Below are 25,992 nucleotides of genomic sequence, written 5' to 3' on the forward strand. Positions count from 1 at the left end.
TTCGTAACAAATTTATTCTTAACTAGCGCTTAATGTAGCCTAGTTGGTTTAGTTGCGGCATTTTATTATTAAATTAAGAGATTATTATGAAATTTTTCTCAGCAAAATCTACTGGAATCGCATTATTTATCGGCTTTTCAGCAAGTTTATCTGTTAGTAGCTTCGCTTTTGCTAAGCCAACGCTATCGAGTGACTGGCTCGATCGGCAAATCAATAAACACCCTGATATTGTCTCAGCACGTGAACTCATGAATGCTGAATTTTCCAAAGCACAGGGCAGTAAGTTACCACTTTACAACCCAGAACTATCGACAGGTTACGAGCGTGAAGGTGACGGAAATAATTACAATATTGGTATTAGCCAAACGATTGACTTGTGGGATAAGCAGGCTGTTAATGCTGCTATCGGCGATAAAATATTAACGGCGGCCAGTAAACAATTCACTTATGCGATAGAGCAGAAAAAAGCACAAGCCTTAAAAGCACTTATTAATTGGCAACTTGCCATGGATAAGTCGTCACTTGCTTTTGAACAAGAGCAACAGTTAGAAACCTTGCTTAAAATTGTAACTAAAAGGCAGAAAGCTGGCGATCTTGGTCAGGTTGATGCTGAGTTAACTTTCTTGAATTTGTCGCAAATGCTTAATAAAACGGCCCAAATACAAGCACAGTTAACACAAGCTCAAGCCAAGGTTAATGAGTTGTTGCCTGATTGGCGTCCTGATACACAAGCATATCCAGAGCAGGGCTTAGGCGTTACAAACTTTCAAGTAGCTGAGCAGTGGTTAACGCAGCACCCGCAAGTATTAGCCTCTCAAGCACTGTGGCAAATGCAAAAAAGTAAAGCTCAATATGCCATGCTTGAAACCAAAGCCGATCCTACCATTGGAATTAGTGCCGGAAAAAATGATGTCGATAATGTTGTCGGAGTTACTTTTTCTATGCCGTTAAATATTCGTAATGATTACCAAGCTAATGCCAAAGCACAAAACCAACAAGCTATCGCCGCAGAAGCAAATTTTCGTTCAGTAATGCGTAAGCAAAAGTATTTGATACAGGCAAGTACTGCCTCACTAATCTCTAATAAAAAATACCTTGGCCGTTGGCAACAGTTAATGCAAGGACGCGGCGAACACAGCGCGCAGTTATTGCAAAAACAATGGCAAGTAGGTGATTTAAATACCTCGGATTATTTATTGGCATTACAACAAAGAGCGGAAGGTTTATACGCGGGCATTGAATTACAAGCCCAGTTCAAAATAAGCGAAGTGCAATGGCTACTCGATGTAGGCCAATTAAATGCGGCAACTAAGCTATTAAACTAAACCTATTATATCACTTTACGCGGCTTGATGAGCGTGAATTGTTACAGAATTTGGAATTAAAAATGAAAAATAAAATAACTGATAAAACATCTCATAAAATAGTGAAAAAAATAAAACTCATTACCCTAAGTAGTTTATTTACTGGCTTAGCTGTCGTGTCAACTACGGCATTATCATATAACGATGCCGCTCTAGAAAAAACGCCAGCAGTAGAGCAATCCATCGTATTAAAAACTGACCATGATCATGACTCTGAAAGTGAAGAAGTGCATGACGAAAGTGGTCATGAACATGGTAGTGATGAAAGCAAAGACGACCATGCTGCGGAGGAGAAATCTGATGACGGTCATGACCATGGTAGTGAAACAGCGAGTAAAGAAACAGCTGAAGAAGAACATGAAGAAGGCATAAGTTTTAGTCCAGAAAAAATGGCACTCGCCAATATCAAAGTGACTAACTTAAAGCCGGCAATTTTTGCTAAAAGTATCTATGCACCAGGAGAAATAAAAGCGAACGGTTATACCAGTTACATTGTCTCTTCACGTACTGAATCGGTAGTGATCAGTCGTCATGCTATTTTAGGTGAACATGTGACTAAGGGTCAGTCTTTAGTTACCTTATTTAGTGAATCAATGGCCGAAGCACAAGCACAATATCGTGTTGCTTACAGTGAGTGGCAACGAACTAAAAAATTGGGCCTTGGCACCGTCAGTGAAAGCCGCCTATTAGCCAGTGAAACAGATTACATTTCAGCTTATGGTCGATTAACTGCCTTTGGTTTAACCAAAGCAGCCATTAAAGATATTGTAAAAAACAACTCATCAAATCTTGGTGAATATACCTTAGTCGCTCAGCGCTCTGGTGTGGTTTTAAGTGATGATTTCTCTCAAGGACAACGTGTGCCTGCCGGTGAAAAAATCATGGTATTGGCTGATGAAAAAGACTTATGGGTTGAAGCGCGTGTTTCGCCAAATAAAAAATTAAGTCTTCCTATTGGCACCATTGCAAAAGTTGAGTTTGCCGGGCAAGTGCATGTTGCCAAGGTCATTCAAGAAGCACATACCATTGATCCAAGTACGCGTACCCGAATCGTTAGACTGTCGGTTGAAAATACTGATGACAGTTTGCATTCAGGCATGTTTGTTAATGTAAATTTTCAGTTTGATACGCAAAGCCCTGTAATGGCAGTACCAGAAACAGCATTAATGCGTGGTGCCGATGGTGATTGGACGGTATTTGTTGAAGACCATTCTGGTGAATTTAAAGCCGTTGAAGTTGAATTAGGTCAGCCATTAGGCAATTACCGTCAAATTATCGGTATTGAGCCTAATACCCGTTTGGTAACAAAAGGTGCCTTTTTTGTTGCGTCAGAAATAGCAAAAGGCGGATTTGATCCGCACGGCCACTAGGGGAATAAGATTATGTTTAATAAAATGATTGATTGGTCGATCAATAATCGACTCTTAGTAATTATCGCCCTAATTGCTACTATGGCAGGCTCTGTTATGGTGATCCCAAAACTAAATTTAGATGCTTTTCCTGATGTAACCAATGTTCAGGTAGCGGTTAATACTGAAGCACCGGGCTTAGCCGCTGAAGAAGTAGAGCAGTTAATAACCTATCCCATTGAAGCAGTAATGTATGCGTTGCCTGATGTAGAGCAAGTACGCTCTATTTCAAAAACGGGTTTATCGGGTGTTACTGTTGTCTTTAAAGGAGGCACAGACATCTACTTTGCTCGCCAGTTAGTATTTGAGCGTTTACAAGCGGCAAAAGAGTTAATTCCGCAAGGCGTGGGCACACCAGCAATGGGACCTAACACCTCAGGTTTGGGTCAAGTTTTTCAGTATTTGTTAATTGCAGATAAAGATTCTGGTTATGATTCTATGACCTTAAGGAGCTTGAACGATTGGATAGTAAAGTTATTGGTTATGCCGGTAGATGGTGTTACCGACGTCTTATCTTTTGGCGGCAACGTCAGACAGTATCAAGTCAACATTGAGCCAAGTAAATTATTATCATATGAGTTAACGCAAGACGATATTGTTACTGCACTCGATAACAACAATGCCAATGTTGGCGGTTGGTACATGAACCGTGGACAAGAGCAATTAGTTATTCGTGGCACAGGTTGGTTTAATAGTGGCGAAGCAGGTTTAGCTGATATTAGACAAGTACCGGTTAAAACGGTTGATGGTACTGTGGTGACTATCGAAGATGTAGCCAAGGTTTCGCTGGGTAGTGAAATACGCCAAGGCGCAGTTACTATGACGCGCAGAGATGCACAGGGTAACATTGAAAACTTAGGTGAAGTGGTTTCAGGTATCGTATTGAAACGTATGGGCGCAAATACTAAAGCGACAATCGACGGTATAAGTGCACGTATTCCAATGATCAACCAAGCACTACCTGAAGGCGTACGTTTTGAACCTTTCTACGATCAGGCAGATTTAATTACTAAAGCAGTTGATACTGTAGTGCAAGCATTAGCGCTGGCATTTATATTTATCGCTATCGTACTTGCTCTGTTTTTAATGAACTTACGCGCAACCTTTTTAGTGTTAATTTCAATTCCTATTTCAATCGCTATCGCCTTAATGGTGATGTCTTGGATAGGTTTATCGGCAAACTTAATGTCGTTAGGTGGTATCGCTGTTGCTATTGGTATGTTGGTTGATGGCTCTGTTGTGATGGTTGAAAACATGTTCAAACACCTTAATAGACCTGATTCAACACATTACAAAAGTGCGCAAGCGAGAACGTTAGGCACAGATGCTGATCCCCACGATGTAGAACATGATAAAGAAGGCATTCCTCTACGATTAAAAGAAGCAGGAAAAGAAGTTGCACGCCCGGTATTTTTTGCTGCCTCTATTATTTTAGTGGTATTTACACCGTTATTTAGCTTTGAAGGAGTGGAAGCTAAATTGTTCCAGNCCAGCCGATGGCTATCAGTATTATTTTAGCGGTTATTTCGGCTATTTTAGTGGCACTGTTTGTGGTTCCAGCCTTAGCAACCTTTATGTTTAATAAAGGCGTTAAAGAAAGAGAAAGCTTTGTCTTAAAACCATTAGATAAGCTTTATCGAAAAGGCCTCAAAGCCGCGATGAAACACACGAAAGTAGTTATTATTGCTTCATTATTGTTACTTGTGGGTGCAGCATCTTTAATACCTCAAATAGGGACTGAATTTGTACCAGAATTAGAAGAGGGTACCATTAACCTAAGAGCAACATTAGCGCCATCAGCAAGTTTAGAAACAGCCTTGTCGGTTGCTCCAATTCTTGAAGAAAAGTTAATGGAGTTCCCCGAAGTTGAATATACCCTAAGTCGAATTGGACGTGCTGAAATCGGCGGTGATCCTGAACCAGTTAATAACATCGAAATTTACATTGGCTTAAAACCTGTTTCAGAATGGACAAGTGCCAAAAATCGCGTTGAATTACAAGGTTTAATGGAAGAGAAACTTGAGCAATTCCCAGGGTTATTACTTAACTTTTCACAGCCCATAGCGACTCGTGTAGATGAATTACTGTCAGGAGTTAAAGCGCAACTTGCCATTAAATTGTTTGGACCAGAATTAGATATGTTGGCGAGCAAAGGTCAAGAAATTGAAGCGGCAATCAAACAAATTGATGGCGCAAGAGATGTAGCCTTAGAGCAAATCGCTGGTGAAGCACAGTTAGTGATTAAACCGAAAAGACAGCAATTGTCACGTTTTGGTTTGTCAGTTGGCGATGTCATGGAAGTGGTTAAAAACGGTATCGGTGGCGTTAGCGCTGGCCAAATAATCAATGGTAATGAACGTTATGATATTTATGTTCGCATTGAAGAAAAATACCGTGATAACCAAGAAGCTATTGCAGATCTGAGAATACAATCACCTACGGGTGCTTGGGTACGTTTAGGCGATATTGCTACCGTCAGTTTTGAATCTGGCCCACCACAAGTGCGACGTGATGATGTACAGCGACGCGTGGTAATTCAAGCCAATGTTCAAGGTCGAGACATGGGAAGTGTTGTTAGCGACATTCGTGCAGTTATTGATAGCAAAGTAGATTTACCTGCAGGTTATTCTGTAGTGATTGGTGGTCAATTTGAAAACCAACAACGTGCGCAGCAGCGACTATCAGTGGTAGTGCCTCTATCATTGGCACTAATTGCCTTGCTACTTTATTTCGCCTTTGGCTCTGTTGGTCAAGCGATGCTTATTTTAGTGAATGTACCCTTGGCCGTTATAGGTGGTATTTTCTCACTGTATATTTCAGGTCAATACTTGTCAGTGCCAAGTTCAGTCGGCTTTATCACTTTGTTTGGTGTCGCCGTGCTTAATGGTGTAGTCATGGTAGAAAGCATTAACCAGCTGGTAAAAGATGGTATAGACACCTCAAAAGCTGTTTTTGATGGGGCAGTATCTCGTTTACGTCCAGTATTAATGACCGCCATTACTTCTGCGTTAGGTTTAATTCCAATGCTGATGTCCAATGGAGTTGGCGCTGAAATTCAACGACCACTGGCGAGTGTTATTGTTGGCGGTTTGGTTACTGCAACGTTACTCACCTTGTTTGTGTTACCGGTTTTATATGCTTGGTTCTCAAAAGCCAAAATCAAAGATCTTAGAGACTAACGCGCTAGATAACTTAGTGACTTACTCATTAACTTACAAATTAATAAAGTAAGTAACTAATTTGATAGCACTATAAATCGCTACTAGCTAAGCTCTTGTCAAAAGCAGGGCTTAGCCAGTCATTTTCACTCGATGCAGAGATTCAATAGTAGGCTTTTATTAGCTTCGAATTTTTGCATCCTAAATTTAGGGAATAATGATGAAAAAGCTGTCGTTTTTCAATTATTCGCCAAACCTCCTTATTATCGCCACCGTGCTATTTATTATAGTGACGGGCAATTCTACATTTTTTGAACAAGTTAATTCGGTATACCCGTGGCAAGATAATCAAGGTTTTATTATCGCGCTGACTCTTGTGGTAATGAGTGTATTAACCATTATTGTGTCATTTTTCAGTATTATCATTCCCGTTCGAATAGTACTGAGCAGTCTTTTACTCTTATCTGCCATGGCTGGTTATTATACCGATAGCTTTGGCACCATCATTGATAATGTAATGATTCAAAACATTGCTGAAACGAATATCGATGAAGCAACTGACTTACTGTCATTTGAGTATTTTTTAACTGTTTTGTTGTTAGCCATAGTACCTATAGCTTGCCTTTTTATGGTCAAAATAGATAAATCGTCATGGACAAAAAACTGTTGGCTACAAATAAGTAATACCATCATGGCACTTGGTGTAATTACTGTTTCACTTTATATTTTTAGTGCTCAATTCACTAATTTCTTTAGAGAACACAAGCCATTAAGATTTTACTTAAATCCTATCTATCCCATTTACTCTACGGGATTTTTCCTCAAGGACGTGCTTGAACAGCAAGAAAATAACGAATTTTTAATGGTAGTAAACTCTGCCAATGATATTGATAAAGAGTCGCATAAAAAACTCTACATTGTCATTGTCGGTGAAACTGTCCATGCGGGTAATCTTTCTATAAATGGCTATAAACGAGAAACTACACCATTATTAGCTCAAAGAGATGATTTAATTAGTTTTGATAAATTCTATGCTTGTGGCACATCAACCGCGATTTCGGTCCCTTGTATGTTTTCATTCGATAACCGAGAGTCATTTGATAATAAAAAAGCACGGCGAACACAAAACGTATTAGATGTTATTTCCAAAGCCGGGGTAAGTGTCCTTTGGCGAGACAATAACTCTAGTTCAAAAGGCGTCGCAGATCGTGTCGAATACCAAAATTTCAAATCACCTGAGCTAAATTCAGTGTGCGATATAGAGTGTCGTGACATTGGTATGTTAGACGGTTTACAGGGGTATATTGATGATCAAGAAGGTAGTGTACTCATAGTGCTTCATCAAATGGGCAACCACGGCCCGGCATATTACAAACGATACCCCAAAGACTTTGAGAAGTTCACTCCTGCCTGTCAAACAAGCGAACTCTCCGCCTGTGAAACTAGCGAAATTGTTAATGCGTATGATAATGCCATTCTCTATACCGATTACTTTATCAATGAAACCATTAATTTATTAGAAGAGAACAATACCAACTTTGAAACTGCCATGTTTTATATTGGCGATCATGGTGAATCGTTAGGTAAGAACGGACTCTACTTACATGGTATGCCTTACATGCTGGCGCCTGAAGAACAGACTCATGTACCTTTAATTGCTTGGTTCGGCTCTTCATCACACGTTGATATGGAAAGTACGGTCAAACAAAGTAAAAAAGAAAGTTCTCACGATGCTTTTTCTTTTTCTTTACTACATGCGTTAAATATCAGCACAGATATGTCATTGCCTGAAAAAGCGCCATCACCACTATTTGTTACGCAAGAGGAAGAGTAAATGTCAAATAATAACCATACGCACAGCCATGCACATAACCATGACGGAAAATTAAGCATGGCAGTATTTATCAATATTTTACTTACTGTGGCCCAAGTTATCGGCGGGGTTTTATCAGGTAGTTTATCCTTGATTGCTGATGCGCTTCATAACCTCAGTGATGCAGGCGCTATCGTTATTGCGATTGTTGCGAGAAAAATTGCAAGAAAACCCGCTAATAGCCAAATGACTTTTGGTTTTAAACGGGCTGAAATTATCGGGGCATTAATCAACAGTACTACCCTTATTATTCTTGGTATATATCTCATTTATGCCGCAGTTGAGAAGTACTTTAACCCTCAACCTATTGATGGTTGGATTGTTGTTTGGATTGCGACAATAGCCTTAGTGATTGATTCCATAACCGCGTGGTTGACTTATCAAGCAGGCGCGAAGAATAACTTGAATCTCAGAGCGGCATTTATTCATAATTTATCTGATGCCTTTGCTTCTGTCGTTGTCATTGTTGCGGGTAGTTTGATCATTTTATATCAATGGTATGTTGTCGATTTATTGGCAACCATACTTATCTCGGTTTATGTGGTGTACCACGGTATTATTTTAGCTAAGCAAAGTATTCGTATTTTAATGCAAGCGGTCCCCGTTGATATCGATATCGATAAGATTTGTAAGGATATCGAATCAATGGAGAATGTTGAAAAAGTAAGACACATTCATGTGTGGCAATTAGATGATAGCGAAGTGTATTTAGAAACCAGTGTTAACTTAAAAACGATGGAACAATTCCAAGATCTTAAGCCAATTAAAGATTTGCTCGCAGCTCAATACGGTATTCACCACTCGACCATAGAAGTGGTAGTAGGGAACACCTTGCAAATGGAGAATTGTTTTGAACTTGAGTAAACACCTGCTTTATTCAATGTATGCATTAACGCTTATTGCTTTTTTATTTGAAACAACAAATAGCGATATTTGGCTTCAAAATTTGTTATTCAATGCATCCAACCAAACGTGGTTAATTGATAAATATGAAGAGCCTTATCGTTTTATTTTTTACTTGTTGCCTAAATACAGCATTATTTTGTTGGCACTGTCGCTCATTGCTTTTTACGTTATCGCTTGTAGACGCAAGTACTCTAAGCACTTTCAAAAGCGATTATTAGTGGTTATTTTCTCTTTGATGTTAGTGCCGTCAGTCATCGGCGGTTTAAAAGCAACAACCAATGGTGCTTGTCCTGCGCAGCTTGAACTATATGGCGGCGATGTCCCTTATGTTAAGGCGTTTGAATTAATGCCTGAATCGTTTGAGTCAACTAAAAAGTACAAGTGCTTTCCTGCGGGTCATGCCAGCGGTGGTTTTGCCTTAATGTCATTATTCTTTTTGTTTTATCGTCCGAAATACCAATGTATTGCGATAGCGTTTGCTGTTTCTACTGGCTGGATTATGGGGAGTTATAAGATGGCGATAGGTGACCATTTTTTAAGTCACACACTAACAACGATGACGTTGTCATGGTTAATCATTTGTTTGATAGCCGCGGTAGTGTTTCGTACCTTACACTTTCCTAATTCCAAACCTAATGCTAAGAATAGCCAACAGGAGCCAATCAATGGGTACTAAGCAAAAGCCGACGGGAATAAAACGAATATACCTAGCAGCGGGGCATTCACTCAGAGCGTTTAAATGGCTGATAGCAAATGAAGCAGCGTTTAAACAAGAATTCTGGCTGTCAGTTCTTCTCGTTGTGGGCTGTTTATTCTTTCCATTTTCACTTTTTGAGTACGTGATTCTTTGGTGCGCTTTATTATTCGTATTGTTGGCAGAAATCTTCAATACCGCTATTGAGGCAGTAGTCGATAGAATTGGCGCGGAAATTCATCCGCTGTCAGGTTTAGCGAAAGACTTAGGCTCTTTGGCTGTGATGGTGAGCGTTATCATCGCAACTTTAATATGGGCTGGTGTATTTATTCAGCACTTGAGCTTATGAAGTGTAAATGTTATTAGAATGTATAATAATTCAAAAATATATTTAATCTAATACTCTATGTTAGACAATTAAGAATATTTTCAGCCATGTCCGCTATAGATCAAAAAATACAAACATTTTTAGCCAAAACACTCAAATAGTAACTTCTGCTGTAAGCGTATAGCTAACGACACCTAGCCTTGCTTAATATTCCAAGGTAGCAGTGGCTCAAGGTTACTTGGCTGCTCTGCAATATGTTGCAAGCACATTGAGATGTAGTCATGCACTACAAGATCATTTGCCTTTGCGGTTTCAACAAGACTATAGAGTATGGCGCTGGCATGCGCGCCATTACTGGTATTTGAGAACAGCCANTCTGCTCGGTTATTATCAATACTGAGCCTGCCATCATCGAGGTAACGCCTGAATTTCTCAAACTGGTTTATCGCATAGGTAATTGCTTTCCCTAGCGCCATTTGGGGAGGGATTTTATCTTTGTGTTTGAGTAACCATTGATACAATTCATCAACGATTGGTTTGGCTTTTTGCTGCCTAACGGTGAATTTTTCACTGACCGATTTACCTTTGATGGCTTGCTCAATACCATAGAGTTTGCGAATAAGGTTAAGTGCTACATCCGCTTTAACGGTTTTTTTATTATTGCCTTTGGCCTCGATGAACTTACGGCGTATATGAGCTAAGCACGCAACCAGTGTTGCCTTCGTTTGCTCGTATGCTTTGTAGCCGTCAACGTGCATGTAGCCTTGATAACCGTCAAGAAAACCAACTACACAGTGGGCCGCGCGACTATTATGATAATCAAACAGGACAATATTAGTGTCTTTACCCGGCTTATCATCGCCACAACAGTACAGCCACATATAGCTGGTCGCTTTCTCTGCGTTAATAACGTTTAACGAGGTTTCATCGCCTATAAATCACCGCAATTAAGGTGAGCGTCTAGCGAACTACACCTATGTTTTAAAATTCCAGGGTAACAAGCTGTCGATATCGGGCTCAGGCTGGCACAGTTCATCAAGGCAAGCACAGATGTAATTAAATGGGATTAGACCATTTATCTTGGCGGTTTCCACAATGCTGTAAAGGGTGGCACTAGCATGGGCACCGTTAGCCGTTTGGCTAAATAACCAATTCTTTCGGCCTATCACAAACGGTTTTACCGCGCGTTCTGCTCTATTATTATCGATGCTAAGTCGGCCATCATCAACATAGCGTATGAGCTTGTGCCATTGATTTGCCAGGTAATTAGCTGCCTCTATCAGTTTGCTGTTCCCCACTAAATTTGGCTGATCCTGCTCAAGCCATATTCTTAGCTTGCTAAGAATAGGCAGGCTAACCTCTTGTCTTGCCGTATATTTGTCATCCACACTTTTATCTTTGATGCGTGACTCAACGCCGTACAGTTTTTGGATAAGGCTCAATACCACATCCGCTTTGCCGGTTTTGTTTTTACCTTGTAGCTTTTTCGCGTCGATAAATTTACGACGAGCATGCGCCCAGCAGCCGATTAAGGTTGCCTCTGTTCTGGCATAGGCTTGATAGCCATCCACGTGCAAGTACCCTTGATATCCATCAAGATAATTGACCACGCAGGCGGCCGCGCGACTATTGTGGAAGTCGTAAAGTACGATATTAGGGATAGGATTATTCGGGTCTGGTGAATCTCGACCCGAGCAATACACCCACATGTAACTGTTTACTTTGTCCGATTTCACCACCTTTAATGGCGTTTCATCGGCAAACAGCGTGGGTTGCTTTAACAGCTCGGCTTTAAGCCGTTCAACTAATGGCGCGAAGAGTGTGGCTGATTTGTCTATCCAGCTGCTCATGGTCTGTCGACTGAGTTCAATACCGTATTGCTTAAACATCGCTTCCTGGCGATACAGCGGTAACCCGTATTGGTATTTACTGGTGATAAGCTGACTGAGCAAACTGCTGGTTGCAATGCCTTTGTTGATGGGCATGGCAGGCATTGAGGCTTGTTTAATCTGTGTCTGAGTTGAGGATTTATCACAGTGACGGCAGGCGTATTTAGGCCTAATATGCTCAATCACTTTGATTTTAGCGGGTATGAACTCAAGCTTTTCTGACTTATCTTCACCCATTTTATGTAGCTCACCGCCAAAGCAATCACAGGTTTTGTCGATGATGTCGTGAATAACCTGCTCACGAGGTAAGTCTTTTGGCAGTGGCTTACGCACCGGCTTTTTACGGGTATAGCTAATGGATTGTTGCTCTGCCTCAACTTCCTCAACAATTTCTTCCACTTCATTGAATAACTCGCCTTGCCCGGCAAAGCCTTCAGCACTTTTGCCGAATTGTTTTTGTTGGGCCAAGTTCCAGCGCTCTTCCAATGCCGCAATCTGGGCATCCTTCTGCGCTAACAGTTTTTCAAGTTCAGCAATGCGCTGTTTAAGGGCGAGTTCATTTTTCATGACGCCTATTTTAAGGCATCATCAAAGGCTTTGCAGTGCTAACTGAACTCACTTTGATGATCATCAATCGATCGCAAATATTAAAGCATTTGCTTACCTGCGACATCAATTTTACTGTGTCCAATCACATCATAACCCGATAATAACCAGTGTAATTGCTGCTCGCTTAAGGTCATGGTGGGTGACATGAGTTTGGGCCATTTGAACTTATGCTTATCTAATCGCTTATACCACAGTGCAAAACCGGTGTTATCCCAGTAAAGCAGTTTGAGTTTGTCACGGCCTTTATTACAAAACACAAATAGCGCACCACTGAGCACGGGTAGTTCAAGCTCTGCTTCCACCAACGCCCCCAGACCATTAATTGATTTTCGAAAATCAACGGCATCGGCACATAAATAGACGGTGGGTACATCAACGAACATCCTCATACCGTTAGCCCTTTAATAATGGCAACGATATCGGCCGTCGCTAAATCGATAGGAAACGTGAGTTGGCCGGTTAGCGTATCAAACTGCAGCGTATTTTGACGAGTTTGCGCGCAGACTTCAGTAGTTTGTTTTACCTGGACAAAACGTGATGATGTAAGGCACTGCGTGTGCACTGGCAAGGTGGAATTAGGCTGGTCTTTTGCCAGTAAAGCACGTTGTTTATAATAAGTCGTAATAGCGACATTATGGTGTTGGCAGAATTCAATATTAGTACCACTAAACGTACTGCGTTTCAGCAAAAGCTGCTGCCACTGTGCGCTTGTTCTGTAAGTTTTCATCACCTGCTCCGAATTTATCATTGAGCAGGTATTTTTAGATAATCAGAACATCGATGCTAGGTGTGGTTCGCTAGACGCTTACAGTTTAAATACCTTTTTGATGTTTAGTATAGGATATAAGGAATGCATGAATTTTTAAAAACAGACCAATTAGGGCATATAATAAACCAAGTTAATGATGAAATTTCTATGCTTAAGAATGCTCTGAATGAACCAATAAATAAGAATGTTGAAAGCAATGTACTTGCAGATATTTTAGATCGAGCGGCACTAGAAGAAGAGCGTAAGCAACAATACATTTCACGTTATAGAAAAGGTCTGCAGCTGAAGGCATTGCAACGAGTTAAATTTAGGCTTCAAAAAGAACCTGGCGAATACGGGTATTGTGAAACATGCGGTATTGAAATTCAGTTTAAAAGATTAGTAACAGTGCCAACGGCAGAAAACTGCTGTGATTGCCAATCTATAATTGAAGTTCAAAATAGATATAAGTGTCGGAGGACAATAATTATGAAACTCGACAATAAATACTAAAACCATGACAATAAAGTTCGAAACTTTTCGATGCTATTTGTCGCAGTCTGCCTTTTGTTCTAACAAGCTTTTGCCCCAAAACGTGTTAAAGCAATTATTCTATAGGTCGGCTTTGAGCGATAACCGGACACTGAAAAAGTTAAATTTATTCCTGTGTTTTAAGTAGAAATCTAATTTTGTCCAATAACATTATTAAACGCCGTTTTGGGGCAAAATAACATGCTTAATTCCTAGCTGTTTTAATTACTTGTTTACAAAGGTAATTATTGGTGAAATTATCAGGGTATGTAATATACGCCGTTTCGGTGTGTTATAAACCACCAAAATGGTGTTCAATAAGCTGTTAGCTGTTTTGCTATGTTCTAGGCTTTTTTCAAATAAAAACATCGACTTTCTTTTTGTCGGTTAACAATAAAGCAGCCTTTTCTTGATATAAATCAAAAGTATCGTCTGATATAAATTTATCAAACGTATTAATTATTTCTTTCATGTAAGAGGCTCTTACTTGATAAGTCTGACGTTCAGGATATTCTTTAGCAAGTCCATCTAATTTCTCTGAACTATTAGAAAAATACTCCATAACATTAATTTTTTTATCAGGATCTACATCCCCTCCACCATAAGAAAGGATCCTAAGTTTAGACTCTAAACTATTCATATCTTCTCTTTTTTTGGATATTATGGGGTTTCCTGACTTACCTAATCTAACTGGTTCATCACTATCGTATTTTTGTGTGTATTCTCGTTCCATTTCATTCACATTTTTAACAATACTATGAAGTTCTTTTATACTCATATTAGAAAAGTTGAGCTCTTCTTTTTTAAATACTTTTTCATATGCACTTCCCTCAATTAATGATGAATCAAAAGCATTATTGTCTTTTTTTTCTTTAACTTTAGGATCAAGGTGAGTTGTGTTTATATTAATTTTTAAGCCACTTTCGCTTGTTTTAGTAGAAAAGCTTTTTATTTTTTCATCATCACTGTTTGTAAAAATAGATATTTTACTTTCAAATAGAGTAGGTAGTAGATTGGTGCTGATTTTCATAAAAATCCTTTTTCATATGTCGTTTTCTTTTATCGACATAATTTTATAAAACTTAAGCTTTTATTTTAGATTGTTTTCTATTAACGACTCATAGGGCTGAGTCGTTAATAGAAAGTTTAACTAGCCACCAGATCTTACTTCATAAGTAATTCCACCATAAGTAGATCCAGTTGTTGTTTTATTTTCAACTTCCCAATAATAAGTGCCTGCATTAAAGATAGAAGTGGAAACTGCTACGCTATATCCGCCAGCAACTCTATCTCCATTGCTATCAACCAAAGTCACTTTGAAATCATGTCCGTCATAGTTTCTTAAAATTGCAAAACCGTATCTACGGCAATTACCACCATCATAAGTAAAGCTTGCAATAGTTCGAGTCTGCTCCAATTTAAGACTAGTGTATCTAGTGTAAATTGTAGGGCTACAACGTTCATATTCACTGGTTGTTTGCTCATTTTTAGCTGCTTCTTCAAAATCAAGAATAGAATTCAATGATGCAACTTGATCATGTTGCTCTTGTACTTGAATCGAAGATGACTCTGTAACCGAAGTATCAGCACTGATTGCATTGAAAGAATTCTTTCTTAATGGGTGGCCAAAATCACTGTACCACTACAGGATGCGTCTTTAATGACGCGCATGAAAGAGCTTGAAGATGAAAACCGCCGTTTAAAGAAAATGTATGCTGAAGAGCGGCTCAAATCTGAGGTCATTCAAGAGGCTATGGCAAAAAAGTGGTAACGGCTTCTGAGCGTAAAGTATTGGCACATGAAGTCGTTAGCACAAATAAAATGAGTATTGCCTTAGCTTGCCGTACTTTTATGATAAGTGAAACGTGTTATCGCTATACACCGATATTAAGAAATGAAAATCTAAAAATAGCAGAGCTGTTACTCGATTTGACTGAGTCAAAGCGAAGCTGGGGTTTTGGATTATGTTTTTTATATTTGCGTAATGTAAAAAAGCACAAGTGGAATCACAAGCAAGTTTACCGCATTTACCGTGATCTTGAGTTAAATTTGCGGATCAAGCCAAGGAAACGCTTAAATAGAGATAAGCCTGAGCCATTGGCAGTACCAGAAACCATCAATGAATGTTGGTCAATGGATTTTATGCATGACCAATTAGCGGATGGCAGAGCGTGTCGATTGTTTAATGTCATTGATGACTTTAATCGTGAAGGGCTGACTATTGACGCTGATTTATCACTGCCTGCTGAACGTGTGATCCGCTCGTTAAATCAAATTATAGAGTGGCGTGGTAAACCCAAAGCTATCAGATGTGATAATGGCCCTGAATATATTAGCAAGCAACTAGCGCAATGGGCGTTAAATAATGATATCGAATTACGGTTTATTCAACCCGGTAACCCGCAGCAAAATGCCTATATAGAGCGCTTCAACCGAACGGTTCGTTACGACTGGCTGAGTCATTATATTTATAGTGATATTAGTGAGTTACAAGACATAGCGACTGATTGGCTATGGACTTATAATAATGAACGCCCTAACATGGGGTTAGGTGGTATAACACCAATACAAAAGCTGGAAAAATTAAACAACGGAAATTCTACTGCCAGCCTCCATTAAAAATGGGGGGATTACCCGACGAATCTTTAATTATACCTTATCAAACGTTTGTCATCGCATTGGCTAAACAGATGTTGGTATTAATTAACAATATTCGAGAGTATGACTCACAAATAAACTCAATTTTTACCAGTATGGATGACGCCTCAATATTTACTTCACTTCCCGGCACAGGCCCTTGCCTTGCTCCTAGGCTTTTAGCTACTTTAGGGGAAGATAAATCTCGTTTTAGTAGCGCACAAGAAATACAAAACTATGCAGGCTTATCGCCAGTTACAGAGCGTAGTGGTCAAAAAAGCTGGGTACATTGGCGCTGGCAATGTTCTAAATTTGTCCGTCAGAGCTTTATAGAGTGGGCTTCCAAAAGCGTAGGGCAATCTTATTGGGCGGGCATTTATTACGCACAGCAAAAAGCGAAAGGTAATTCACACCAATCGGCAGTAAGAGCGTTGGCCTATAAATGGGTAAGGATCTTATTTAGGTGCTGGAAAACAGGAAAAGCTTATGATGAATCAAAATATTTAAAAGCACTAAAAGAGAAAGGTTCTCCTCTTTTAGTGGTAGAAAAAGCTTGTTGAGTGCCTCAGGGCGTGAAGCGGACATTCAAGCGTAACCCGTTTCTGCCCCAAAACGAGTTTAGGCGACGGTCGCAAATGAGCGATAAGCGATCATTGAGATTGGATAAATTTTAAAAATAACCAATATAGCTTATAAATACAGAAATCCAGACGAATGAACTTATCAATAGCGCAATTAATACTGCTGCGGAGCCTAAATCTTTAGCGAGACCTGACAATGGATGAATCTCTAAGCCAACTCTGTCTATTGTTGCTTCTATTGCTGTATTAACAACCTCTGCGAATATCACAAATAAAACAGAGATTAGTAGCATGACCTTTTCGTAAATACCTATCTGCCAAATCGAAATAATAATTAGCGATAAAGCGAGTAAAAAAAGCTCTTGTTTAAAAGCAGCTTCATTTTTAGCAAGCCATTTAAATGCACGCTGTGAATTTTTAAAAGCTAAAACTACTCGATTAATACCTGACGGCTTATTTGCACTATCAAATTGCATTGGAAACTCTCTTTATAGACTTAGGGCCTTACAGGCGTTAAAAATATCGTATTCAGGTTGGTATTGACTGCTGCTTACTTGAGTTAAGCCAAGTAAAGTGTCAAAAATATTGTCGTGTGAAAATACTTTTGAGCGTTGTAACTCAATACAATGATTAAATTTAGAGTTAGCGAGTTTATTACTCCAAAAAATCATTGGAATATGGGTTTGCTCGCTTGGTGCTAATGCATATGGAAACCCGTGAAGGTATAAACCTTTCTCACCAAGTGACTCACCGTGATCTGACACATATAGGAGTGACTTCTTTGTTTCGTTACTTGCTTGTAATACTTTTATCAACTGGCTTAACACCTTATCTGTGTATGCGATAGTATTATCATATGTGTTTGTTAGTTCAGTTGTACTACAGTTCTGAATATCGCTTCGAGAGCAATCAGGTTTAAACAAACTTTCGTGTTCAGGATAACGACGATAATAAGTTGGTCCATGTGAACCTATCATATGTAGAACAACCAATTTATGTTTAGCGTTACTAGTCGCTATCTTGTCTGCTAGTTTCGTAACTAATATTTCATCAAAACAGTAATGACCATCACATAACGGATGTTCTTTATTCGGCTCAATGTTGTCTGATTTGATGCGAGCACACACTCCTTTACAGCTGCTGTTATTATCAATCCATGTTACTTCAACACCACTACGCTGAATAATGTCTAGAGCATTTTCTTGACTACTAGCAAGCCGAGAATCATATTCTTTGCGGTTCAGTCGTGAAAACATACAGGGGACTGAAATAGCCGTTGCCGTTCCACACGATGAAACATCACTAAAATACTTTACGCCTAACTTGGGAGTATAAGTATTCGTTGCTCTACTATAGCCTTGTAGTGAAAAGTTAGCCGCCCGAGCTGTTTCCCCGACAACCATTACAGTTAGCGAGGTGCTCGTTTTATTTTTTAAAGTGGGCAAGTTATCGAGTACCTTGAAAGGTAATGGTGGATAAAAGTAATTATCCCTCAGGTATTTATAACTTGCTGTATAGAATGCAAACGGGGTGATATAACTTGTTAGCTGTCGGTTGTTGCGGCCAACAGAAGCGTACTCTTTATAAAAGGGTACAGCGATTAAGGCACAACAGAGCAAAGCTGATAGATTTAGCTTCGTAAAACTTTTTAAACGAACTCTAAAACTCCCAATAATTGTGAACTTGGAAAATAAGTAAGTAGGTACAATCCCCAATAAAAAAATAAATAACACAAGCTGAAAGTTCAAGTATGAAAATGCTTCACCTGAATTTGTTTCAACAATATTTTGTAACATGCTCTTGTCAAAAATAACGCCATAATTAAGTGTTGAATAAAACAACAATGAGCAAACTAAAACACTAAATAGAAGTATAGCTTTAACAAAAGTAATTAAGGACAACCAACTTAAAACTAAAACAGTCAATGAGAAAAGCAATAAAGGGACCGACGCGATAAAAAGCCAATTTATATGCCCTGACTGTGTTGCAGCCATAAAAGTATTGTATAAAAACAAGCCATTAAATGCGATAACGATATACATTGAAACTAAGCAAACAAATTGGCTGTAACTTACTTGCCAAGACGAAATACAAAATCTTTTAAAAGCAATTTTCATAGTTATTCCTTATCACTACTTTTATCAGCTAAACGATAAAGCTGCTCGGTGTAAGCTAAGTTGCTAAATAACACATGAGCTAGTGCTTTTTCAGCCAACGTTTGATCAACGTTTAGCTGTTCATTTTTTTCTTGTATTTTGGTTTGTTTGTTATAGCGCCAATAGCTGGTTTGTTGATTTGGCATTAGGATGACAGCGCGATCATTTTCTAGGTATGCAAAATTGTCGTAGTACTGCATCATTGCGCGTTCAACTGGATAACTTTTAGTCAGATCAAAGCCCAGCATAGGGGTTGCTTGGTCAATTCCTAAAAGTGACATCAAAGTAACAGGTAGATCAATTTGACTAACGAGTCTTGGATCGCGTTTACTTTTCATATCGCTGTTTAAAATAACAGCTGGTATATGAAAAGACTTCAAAGGGACAGGTTCAGAGCCAAAAACACGCACATCATGGTCTGCTACAACCAAAAATACGGTGTTTTCCCAGTACGACCGTGTTTTTGCTTTATTTATAAATTTACCTAGTGCGTAATCGGCATACTTAATTGCAAGATCACGCTTATAGTTTTCAGGGTTATGTCCTTTGGGTAGCGATACTTTGCCTTGTGGTATATCAAACGGATCGTGATTACTAGAAGTAAATACAAGACTAAAAAATGGCTCTGTCGAATTACTTAATTTAGTCAGTTCTTTATCTGCTTGATTGAATAAGTCCTCATCACTTACCCCCCAAGAGGAGATAAATTGGGGATTATCAATATGGTTGATGTCAACAATATCGTTAAACCCGTTTCCTAGAAAAAAGCTTTTCATATTGTCAAAATGGCTTTCACCGCCGTAGATAAACTGTGTTTTGTAACCTTCTTGACTGAATACATCCGCTAGTGAAAAAAAGTTATGCTGCGATTTAGATAGTTTAACTACTGAGCGAGATGGTGATGGTGTAAAACCTGTAGTAATTGCTTCAATACCTCTTACGGAGCGCGTGCCCGTAGCATAAAGGTTGTCAAACCCCCACCCTTGTTGATATAGCTTATCAAGTTCGGGCGTAATATCTAACCCACCAAGTTCTCCAACAAATCGGGCACCTAAACTTTCCTCAAGTATTATAACTAAGTTTTTTTTAACACCAGACACAAAAGGCTTGTTGTGCGCCAAGGTTGGAATATTTCCAACGACAAACTGTTTTCGATAAGAAGCCTTTTTGACCGTATCTATAATTTGTTGACGAAGCATTGTGCCATACAAATTACTGGCACTTTTTTCGTTACCCATGTTTTTCAGCGCAAACGCAACACTGTAAGTGGAGTTAAGAACAAGTGAGTTTACTAGTGAATCTTGAGAAAAATAGACTAATGCAGGGTTAAGCGGTCGGTGATTTAATGTACCTCTAGCAGCAAATAAGCAGATTATTAAAGCAGCCATTAGAATGGGTAAATTGGATGCTTTTTTCAGTGACGGTGGTTGTGTGAATGCTCTGCATAAAAGGCGATAGCTATAAACGCTTGTTAACGAGGCCAAAAGCAATGTACTTAACATTGCAAAAAGATGGCCATGCACTAACATTGAGAAGACTTCTTGTGGGTAATCAAGGTATTCAATATATAATCGGTTAGGCCTTACATCATATTGATTGATGAATGCAGGTGTTGATGCTTCAACAATAACAACTACAGTTACAACGCAGCTACCGTAAAGTGTAAAAATACGCTGGAAAAGCTCTGTTTTAGGGCGTGCAACTACATGTAGTATCAGTATAAAAACCCCAATAGTTGCTAAGTATCCAATGCTACTTAAGTCTATTCTGATTGCTCCTGATATGATCGGCCAAATATCACCATCATTTAATCTTGAATGTTGCCAAAACAATAAAGCAATGCGGGAAGTTATAAAGATTGATATCAATATAATAGTAAAACGCAACAAGGGTTTTAAAACGGAAGTATTTGCTGTCATAGTTGTGCTCGATCTTAATAATTGCAGCAATACTAAAAACCGAAACTTAAGAAATCCTGAGTCTAAACTTAATATTGGCTAAACTATGGAAACTTAAGCAAGTCTTAAGTAAAACTTAAGCTATATGGCGTAACCTAATGATGAAGATGCATTTCAGGTGAATGAGTAACACATGAAGTTATTAATAATTGAAGATTCAGCGTCACTAAGGCGTAGTTTACGAATTGGCTTAGCAAATCTAGGCTTTGCGGTTGATGACACCGGTGATGGTGCACAAGGGCTGAGTATGGCGATGACAGGTGAGTATGAGCTTATAATACTTGATATTATGTTACCGAGTATCGATGGTATTACTTTATTGCAAACCATAAGAACCAAACAGCTTGATTCTAAAGTCTTAATTTTGTCAGCTATGCAAGAACCTGAAGACCGTGTTTTAGGGCTTTTAACAGGAGCGGATGATTATCTGACTAAACCCTTTTCATTTGATGAGCTCCACGCTCGACTGCTAAATTTAATGCGCCGTGGAGGATTGAAGATGATGAGTGATATCATAACTATTGATAATTTAGCACTGAATTTACAGTTAAAACTGCTAAAAGTTGCTGACAATGTTATCGACTTAACACCCAACGAGTACAAAATTGTCGAATGTTTATTTAGCAATCAAAATAAAGTGTTTAGTGCAGAAAAGCTAAGTACCTACCTTGCAGGGCAATATGATTTGATATCAAAGAACTCGATTGAAGCCCATTTATCATCTGCTCGCAAAAAAGTAAGAGTTGCAGGAGGGGAGCTGCCAATTCAGACCAAACGTGGTTTTGGTTATATTGTACAAGGACAATAATGAAATCTATTCGCAGTAGATTAGTTGTTACACTTTCGGTAACTATAACTAGCTTTGTTTTATGCATTTTGTTGGCAACCGACATTGCTGTTGATAGTTGGATAGATAATGAGTTTGATCGCAGCCTGCAATCCAAAGCAGGTATGTTAATGACCTTAGTACATAAAACTAATGAAGGTTTTTCGTTTCACTTTTCTAGTGAGTTTTTGCCCGAGTTCGAAGGGGAAATAGAGCCTGAGTACTTTCAATTATGGAGCAAAGAAAGTGTTTTTACCCGCTCAAAAAGTTTAGATTTATTTGAAGTTAAAAACCTACCATATGAAAGCTTAGAAATTGGCGAGTCAAAAATACTCCCTATACAATTATCTGATGGCCGAGATGGTCGGGTGTTTTATAGTCGTTTTATACCACAAGAAAAAGACAATATATCAGTAGACACATATAAAAAAACAAATGATGAGCCACTGACTTTAGCTTATGCAGCGTCTTCTGAGGAAGTTGATTTTGTACTTTGGTTGATTGACGTTATTTTTATAGTCACCATAATTACAGTTATTGTATTTATTCGATTATTTGTCAGGAAGGCGATAGATACATCACTTGCGCCATTAATTAAACTCAACCAAGATATCAGTCAGTTAAGTATTACCAGTGAAGGCTCACAGATATTTATACAAGATCCAGTTAAAGAGCTCTTGCCTATTGTTGAAAGCTTAAATGCTTTTATTAAAGAGAATAGACAACTTTACCTAAGGGAAAAGCGACTTACATCCGATATTGCCCATGAAATAAAAACGCCCATTGCCGAACTTATAAATATGGCAGAAGTTGCTATCAGGTTTCCAAATGAGATTGAGCTCAATGAGGATTTTAAGCCTGAAGCGTTGAAAATAAGTTTACGGCTTAAAAATATCGTGTCGAACTTATTGCTATTACATAAATACAGTAATGGTAAGCTAATCAAACAAGATGCTTGTGATTTAAATCAAGTCATTACCAGAGTCTTAGAAAACACTAATTTATCGCGTGTAAATTTGGAGTTGAATGAGAATGCACCAGCAATTATAAGCAACTTGTTTGCCCTCGAATCAATTATTAGCAATTTAGTTAACAACGCTAAACAATACAGCCCACTAAATTCAAAAATTTTAGTTTCGACAATGATTTCAAAAGAAAAACTTTTATTTTTGTCAGTTACTAACTCCCTTATTGAACCTTTGAGTGATAATGATATAGACCAATTATTTGACCCTTTATGGCAAAAAGACACTTCAAGAACATCGAATGATAACTTTGGATTGGGGTTATCAATCGCTAAAACGCTTAGTAAAGCAATTGATGCGCAATTAAGTGCAGAAGTTAGTGACAGAAAAATCACATTCTCTTTAGCCTTAAACACTGATTAGTTTATTTAGCCCTACATAGAAATAAAGGCTGGGGAATGCAATTATGTGATGAGGCTCCTAAATACTTAATTGTACTGGTAGCTATCAAACAATCAACTCCGTTTCTGCGGCTTAGCAGGATGTTGTTATCACTATACATTTTACAGATCCGCCCTCCGGCTCTAACTCGTTTTTGTCCAAAAACGAGTTTACCCGACCGACCGCTTATCGCTCAAAGCCGACCTATAGGGTATTTGCGTTAACTCATAAAGGGGCAGAAACGAGTTGATCATGAATGACTGCTCATGGCACAAATGCGACTATCAGAGAAAATTGAGCCATTAATAACCTCAAATCAACTTATTAATCTCTAAAGTGATAATCTCTTGGTAAATTAACCAAAGGTACAGATCTTGGCTTCAGATATTGCAACCAGCTTACGCCCTAAGGCACTTTATTTTTAGGCGTTATAGCCATACTTGAGTCTGTTTACAGTATTTTTAATTAATTCACGGCCAGCTATAATGCCTATAAATGTTAAAGGTTTTTTAGAGTCGAATTTGAGGAACGACTCAGCAAGCATATTTAAAATGTAAAAACGGGCAGTTACACAGAATCCGTTACAGGCTCCAGGCTTTTGCAAGTTCAAATGCATTTTCACTTAAAGTGGTATTTAAAGGCTTTAATTCTTTTTTATAGCGTACATATGAGCTATTGCTGGTTCTAATAGCTGAAGAAAATGCTCGTATACCCCAACCTAACTCTATCCTTAAACGCTCAGCATTTTTTATATTTACACTTTGATGTATAAAGTTAATTTGCTCTAGGTAACTTGATTTTTCACTGATCTTTCTATTGGTTAAAATCTCTATAAAGTCTATTTTTTTATGAATTTCAGAGAAGCTATACATAGCAACACCTTAAATTTAGTTATATTTCCTCGTGTAACTGAAATCGATGTTGTCTGTAGAGATCTACTTGAGGTAAATTCTAGCGTATTTACCGCAATTCACTTAACCCTAAAGCAATAGCCTCTTGCTGAAAGCGGCCTGATATATTAATTATTCGTTCATAAGCACCGGTTAAAAAATGCTCCTCTGTCGCTTCAGGCCTATTGCTCATAACTGGCTGATCAAAAAAGTCAGCAAAGTTATCAAAATCAAACTGAGCTTTGGAAGGTTTTTTACTTTGTTTATTAAAAGTAATATCGCTTGAGTCTGTATCTGCGGTGTTTTCTCCAGCAGGAGTTTCAATCTTTTCAAATTTAACTACATCAGCTTCAAATGGAACATCTTGTTTAACTCTATACGCATACTCTAAAAGCTTAGTTTCGGCGGGCATGTACATAATAGCTTCTTGGTTTTTAGAGTTTGTTACCCTCAGAATACGGCCCAATATTTGCCTAAAATGCATTTCTGTTTTTATGTTTGTAAGGTGGCAGCAAACCTGCAAACGAGGGATGTTTGTACCTTCGCTAATCATACCAACAGAAATAATCCACTTAGTTTGTGCATACCTAAACTGCTGAATAATACTTGTAGGTTCATTTTCTCGGTAGGTTACAACAGTGCTATCCTCGTCAAAGTGAGTTCGCATTAACATAGAGATTTGATGGGCATGCTCAACAGAAGATGCAACAATCAACCCCGCTGCATCGAGGTTTTTCAATCTTATAGAAGTCAGCTTTTTTTGAGCTGAAGAAATCATGTATTTTATTACGGCTTCATTTTCAATAACTTCTTGATAAGAAACGCCAGAGTCGTTTAATAACGCTTTAAAGCAGTTAAATGTTTTGGTTTCAGCGTCATCTACAACTGTAATGCGGCTATTATCAACAGCTACTATTTGTGGAACCCGACAAACATTATCTCCAATAGCCTCAGAAAGCCCGTAAACGTAGTCACACGCTATTTTATTGTTAGGTTGCTGATACGATGAAAGAACAATAGGAGCAGCGTCAGAACGCCAAGGGGTGCCTGTTAAGGCTAATGTATACTGTGCTTTATTTTGAATGTTAAGTATTATCTGCTCACCCCATGCATTTGCATTGGCAATATTAGAGCCAGCACAATGATGAATTTCGTCAAATATTACAAAAACACGATATCGTTCAAATAGCCGCCAAAAGTTCACATCTAAATACTGCAAGCTTTGATAGGTTAAAGCTCTACCTTTAGCGCCAATAAGCCCATCAAATCGTTCATTCGTTTTTAGCTGTAAGCTTTCCTTAAAGTCTTGAGAAACAATAGACGACGGTGAAAAACAAATAATCACATCGACCATATTATTTTTTAATAATTGATCGGCTAATTCTGAGGCCATCAAGGTTTTACCCGCCCCAGGAGTTGCCAAGGCTAAAAAGTGGCTATTGCCGGTCTGGTATTGTTTAAACGCTAAATTAATACACTCGTCTTGCCATAGTCTTAGTTTCATATTTTCTCTAATGCTTCGTTTTGCTTCAGTAAGCCTTCAATTGCTCTAATTTTGCCAAGTATTCTGGTGTTGTTGTCTCTGGCTTTGTTATATTGTGGCTGAAGTTCATCTACTAATTCGGGTGACTCCAAATAAAGCTCTTTATATGCCTCAGATTCACCCATATTCAATAATAGCTCGGCTTTGTAATGATTTAACTTACTAAGTAACAGCGCGTATTTATCATCCGCCTTCTCTGTAGTTGCAATAGGTATGGCACTAGCTAAGTGAGTAATTGTCTCAACGTTAAAGCTCTCAGTTTTATTGAATCGCGTAAATCCTTTTTTATTTGATACCACCTTTTTCAGCCAGCCTTTTTTAACAAGCTTGACCAATTCGGCATATATACTTCGCCTAACTGCTGTAGGTACTAAAGAAGAATCACTTTTTAATGCTAAGTACGCCGAGCGTACATCGCTTGTTGTAAAGTTATCAAAATTTGGTGCAACAATAATTTGAGCTACGAGAGGGTCAAATTTCAAAGTA

The 25,992-nt window shown here is 38.6% G+C and carries 21 protein-coding genes and 3 pseudogenes; 12 read left to right on the top strand and 12 right to left on the bottom strand.

Features of this window, described 5'->3' with window-relative positions:
* Nucleotides 1-86 precede the first annotated feature (86 nt).
* From L656_RS0112480 to L656_RS0112510, 7 genes and pseudogenes are all read left to right on the top strand, one after another.
* The gene (locus L656_RS0112480) at nucleotides 87-1,325 is read left to right on the top strand and encodes a TolC family protein (RefSeq protein WP_008467341.1); all 1,239 of its coding nucleotides are present in this window, start codon (nucleotides 87-89) and stop codon (nucleotides 1,323-1,325) included.
* Nucleotides 1,326-1,387: 62 nt separating this feature from the next.
* Nucleotides 1,388-2,734, top strand: coding sequence for an efflux RND transporter periplasmic adaptor subunit (locus tag L656_RS0112485; protein ID WP_008467342.1), 1,347 nt, complete (start codon nucleotides 1,388-1,390; stop codon nucleotides 2,732-2,734).
* Between the two features lie 12 nt (nucleotides 2,735-2,746).
* Nucleotides 2,747-5,952 (top strand): annotated as a pseudogene (locus L656_RS01000000122265) (efflux RND transporter permease subunit).
* 196 nt (nucleotides 5,953-6,148) lie between these two features.
* A complete protein-coding gene (locus L656_RS0112495; protein WP_238142582.1) occupies nucleotides 6,149-7,765 on the top strand; it encodes a phosphoethanolamine transferase in 1,617 nt (538 codons plus the stop codon).
* Nucleotides 7,766-8,668, top strand: coding sequence for a cation diffusion facilitator family transporter (locus tag L656_RS0112500; protein ID WP_002962881.1), 903 nt, complete (start codon nucleotides 7,766-7,768; stop codon nucleotides 8,666-8,668). It begins immediately after the preceding gene.
* Nucleotides 8,661-9,386 carry a phosphatase PAP2 family protein gene (locus L656_RS0112505; protein ID WP_241763437.1) on the top strand — a complete coding sequence of 242 codons (726 nt, stop codon included), beginning with the start codon at nucleotides 8,661-8,663 and terminating at the stop codon, nucleotides 9,384-9,386. The genes L656_RS0112500 and L656_RS0112505 overlap by 8 nt, the downstream gene beginning before the upstream one ends.
* On the top strand, nucleotides 9,376-9,753 hold the full coding sequence (locus tag L656_RS0112510) for a diacylglycerol kinase (protein WP_010554758.1): 378 nt from the start codon (nucleotides 9,376-9,378) through the stop codon (nucleotides 9,751-9,753). Before L656_RS0112505 ends, L656_RS0112510 begins: the two co-directional genes overlap by 11 nt.
* 173 nt (nucleotides 9,754-9,926) lie before the next feature.
* Here L656_RS0112510 and tnpC (L656_RS0112515) read toward each other — a convergent pair whose 3' ends face one another.
* The 4 genes from tnpC (L656_RS0112515) to L656_RS0112530 all read right to left on the bottom strand — a co-directional run bounded on the left by tnpC (L656_RS0112515) (nucleotide 9,927) and on the right by L656_RS0112530 (nucleotide 12,957).
* Nucleotides 9,927-10,667 (bottom strand): IS66 family transposase, encoded by a 741-nt coding sequence (gene tnpC / locus L656_RS0112515; protein WP_275041078.1) that lies wholly within the window; start codon nucleotides 10,665-10,667, stop codon nucleotides 9,927-9,929.
* Nucleotides 10,668-10,706: 39 nt separating this feature from the next.
* Nucleotides 10,707-12,188: an IS66 family transposase gene (gene tnpC, locus L656_RS0112520; protein ID WP_024599457.1), complete on the bottom strand. Its 1,482-nt coding sequence runs from the start codon at nucleotides 12,186-12,188 to the stop codon at nucleotides 10,707-10,709.
* An 80-nt stretch (nucleotides 12,189-12,268) separates the two neighbouring features.
* Entirely contained in the window at nucleotides 12,269-12,619 is a 351-nt protein-coding gene (tnpB, locus tag L656_RS0112525) for an IS66 family insertion sequence element accessory protein TnpB (protein WP_016899347.1), read from the bottom strand.
* Entirely contained in the window at nucleotides 12,616-12,957 is a 342-nt protein-coding gene (locus tag L656_RS0112530) for a hypothetical protein (RefSeq protein WP_008467385.1), read from the bottom strand. The genes tnpB and L656_RS0112530 overlap by 4 nt, the downstream gene beginning before the upstream one ends.
* A gap of 123 nt (nucleotides 12,958-13,080) precedes the next feature.
* On the opposite strand from L656_RS0112530, the gene L656_RS1000000122610 reads away from it, so the two are divergent.
* Nucleotides 13,081-13,491, top strand: a complete 411-nt coding sequence (locus L656_RS1000000122610) for a TraR/DksA family transcriptional regulator (RefSeq protein ID WP_016899346.1) — start codon at nucleotides 13,081-13,083, stop codon at nucleotides 13,489-13,491.
* Nucleotides 13,492-13,864: 373 nt separating this feature from the next.
* Here the strand turns inward: L656_RS1000000122610 and L656_RS0112540 are convergent, their stop codons facing one another.
* Together L656_RS0112540 and L656_RS0112545 are read right to left on the bottom strand one after the other, a co-directional pair.
* Entirely contained in the window at nucleotides 13,865-14,539 is a 675-nt protein-coding gene (locus tag L656_RS0112540) for a hypothetical protein (RefSeq protein ID WP_013463096.1), read from the bottom strand.
* A gap of 120 nt (nucleotides 14,540-14,659) precedes the next feature.
* Nucleotides 14,660-15,031, bottom strand: a complete 372-nt coding sequence (locus L656_RS0112545; RefSeq protein ID WP_024599458.1) for a hypothetical protein — start codon at nucleotides 15,029-15,031, stop codon at nucleotides 14,660-14,662.
* Nucleotides 15,032-15,157: 126 nt separating this feature from the next.
* Between L656_RS0112545 and L656_RS0112555 the strand changes: the two are divergent.
* Nucleotides 15,158-16,128: pseudogene (locus tag L656_RS0112555) on the top strand (IS3 family transposase); the annotation flags it as partial.
* A 149-nt stretch (nucleotides 16,129-16,277) separates the two neighbouring features.
* Nucleotides 16,278-16,706 (top strand): annotated as a pseudogene (locus L656_RS0112560) (transposase); the annotation flags it as partial.
* 110 nt (nucleotides 16,707-16,816) lie between these two features.
* Here L656_RS0112560 and L656_RS0112565 read toward each other — a convergent pair.
* The 3 genes from L656_RS0112565 to L656_RS0112575 are packed head-to-tail and all read right to left on the bottom strand — an operon-like array spanning nucleotide 16,817 to nucleotide 20,802.
* A complete protein-coding gene (locus L656_RS0112565; protein ID WP_024599461.1) occupies nucleotides 16,817-17,203 on the bottom strand; it encodes a diacylglycerol kinase in 387 nt (128 codons plus the stop codon).
* Between the two features lie 12 nt (nucleotides 17,204-17,215).
* On the bottom strand, nucleotides 17,216-18,844 hold the full coding sequence (locus L656_RS0112570) for a phosphoethanolamine transferase (protein ID WP_024599462.1): 1,629 nt from the start codon (nucleotides 18,842-18,844) through the stop codon (nucleotides 17,216-17,218).
* Between the two features lie 2 nt (nucleotides 18,845-18,846).
* A complete protein-coding gene (locus tag L656_RS0112575; RefSeq protein ID WP_024599463.1) occupies nucleotides 18,847-20,802 on the bottom strand; it encodes an LTA synthase family protein in 1,956 nt (651 codons plus the stop codon).
* A 172-nt stretch (nucleotides 20,803-20,974) separates the two neighbouring features.
* Here L656_RS0112575 and L656_RS0112580 point away from each other — a divergent pair, with 172 nt between their 5' ends.
* Nucleotides 20,975-21,649: a response regulator transcription factor gene (locus tag L656_RS0112580; protein WP_024599464.1), complete on the top strand. Its 675-nt coding sequence runs from the start codon at nucleotides 20,975-20,977 to the stop codon at nucleotides 21,647-21,649.
* Complete coding sequence (locus L656_RS0112585; RefSeq protein WP_024599465.1) at nucleotides 21,649-23,055, top strand: sensor histidine kinase; 1,407 nt, start codon at nucleotides 21,649-21,651, stop codon at nucleotides 23,053-23,055. Before L656_RS0112580 ends, L656_RS0112585 begins: the two co-directional genes overlap by 1 nt.
* Before the next feature lie 599 nt (nucleotides 23,056-23,654).
* On the opposite strand, the gene L656_RS0112590 is transcribed toward L656_RS0112585, so the two are convergent.
* The 3 genes from L656_RS0112590 to L656_RS0112600 form a co-directional block, all read right to left on the bottom strand.
* A complete protein-coding gene (locus L656_RS0112590; protein WP_016899339.1) occupies nucleotides 23,655-23,945 on the bottom strand; it encodes a hypothetical protein in 291 nt (96 codons plus the stop codon).
* Nucleotides 23,946-24,033: 88 nt separating this feature from the next.
* Nucleotides 24,034-25,467, bottom strand: a complete 1,434-nt coding sequence (locus tag L656_RS0112595; protein ID WP_024599466.1) for a DEAD/DEAH box helicase — start codon at nucleotides 25,465-25,467, stop codon at nucleotides 24,034-24,036.
* Nucleotides 25,464-25,988: a hypothetical protein gene (locus L656_RS0112600; RefSeq protein ID WP_004588152.1), complete on the bottom strand. Its 525-nt coding sequence runs from the start codon at nucleotides 25,986-25,988 to the stop codon at nucleotides 25,464-25,466. The genes L656_RS0112595 and L656_RS0112600 overlap by 4 nt, the downstream gene beginning before the upstream one ends.
* Nucleotides 25,989-25,992: the final 4 nt, after the last annotated feature.

It is taken from the genome of Pseudoalteromonas sp. TAE56, assembly GCF_000497955.1.
Taxonomy (GTDB): Bacteria; Pseudomonadota; Gammaproteobacteria; order Enterobacterales; family Alteromonadaceae; genus Pseudoalteromonas.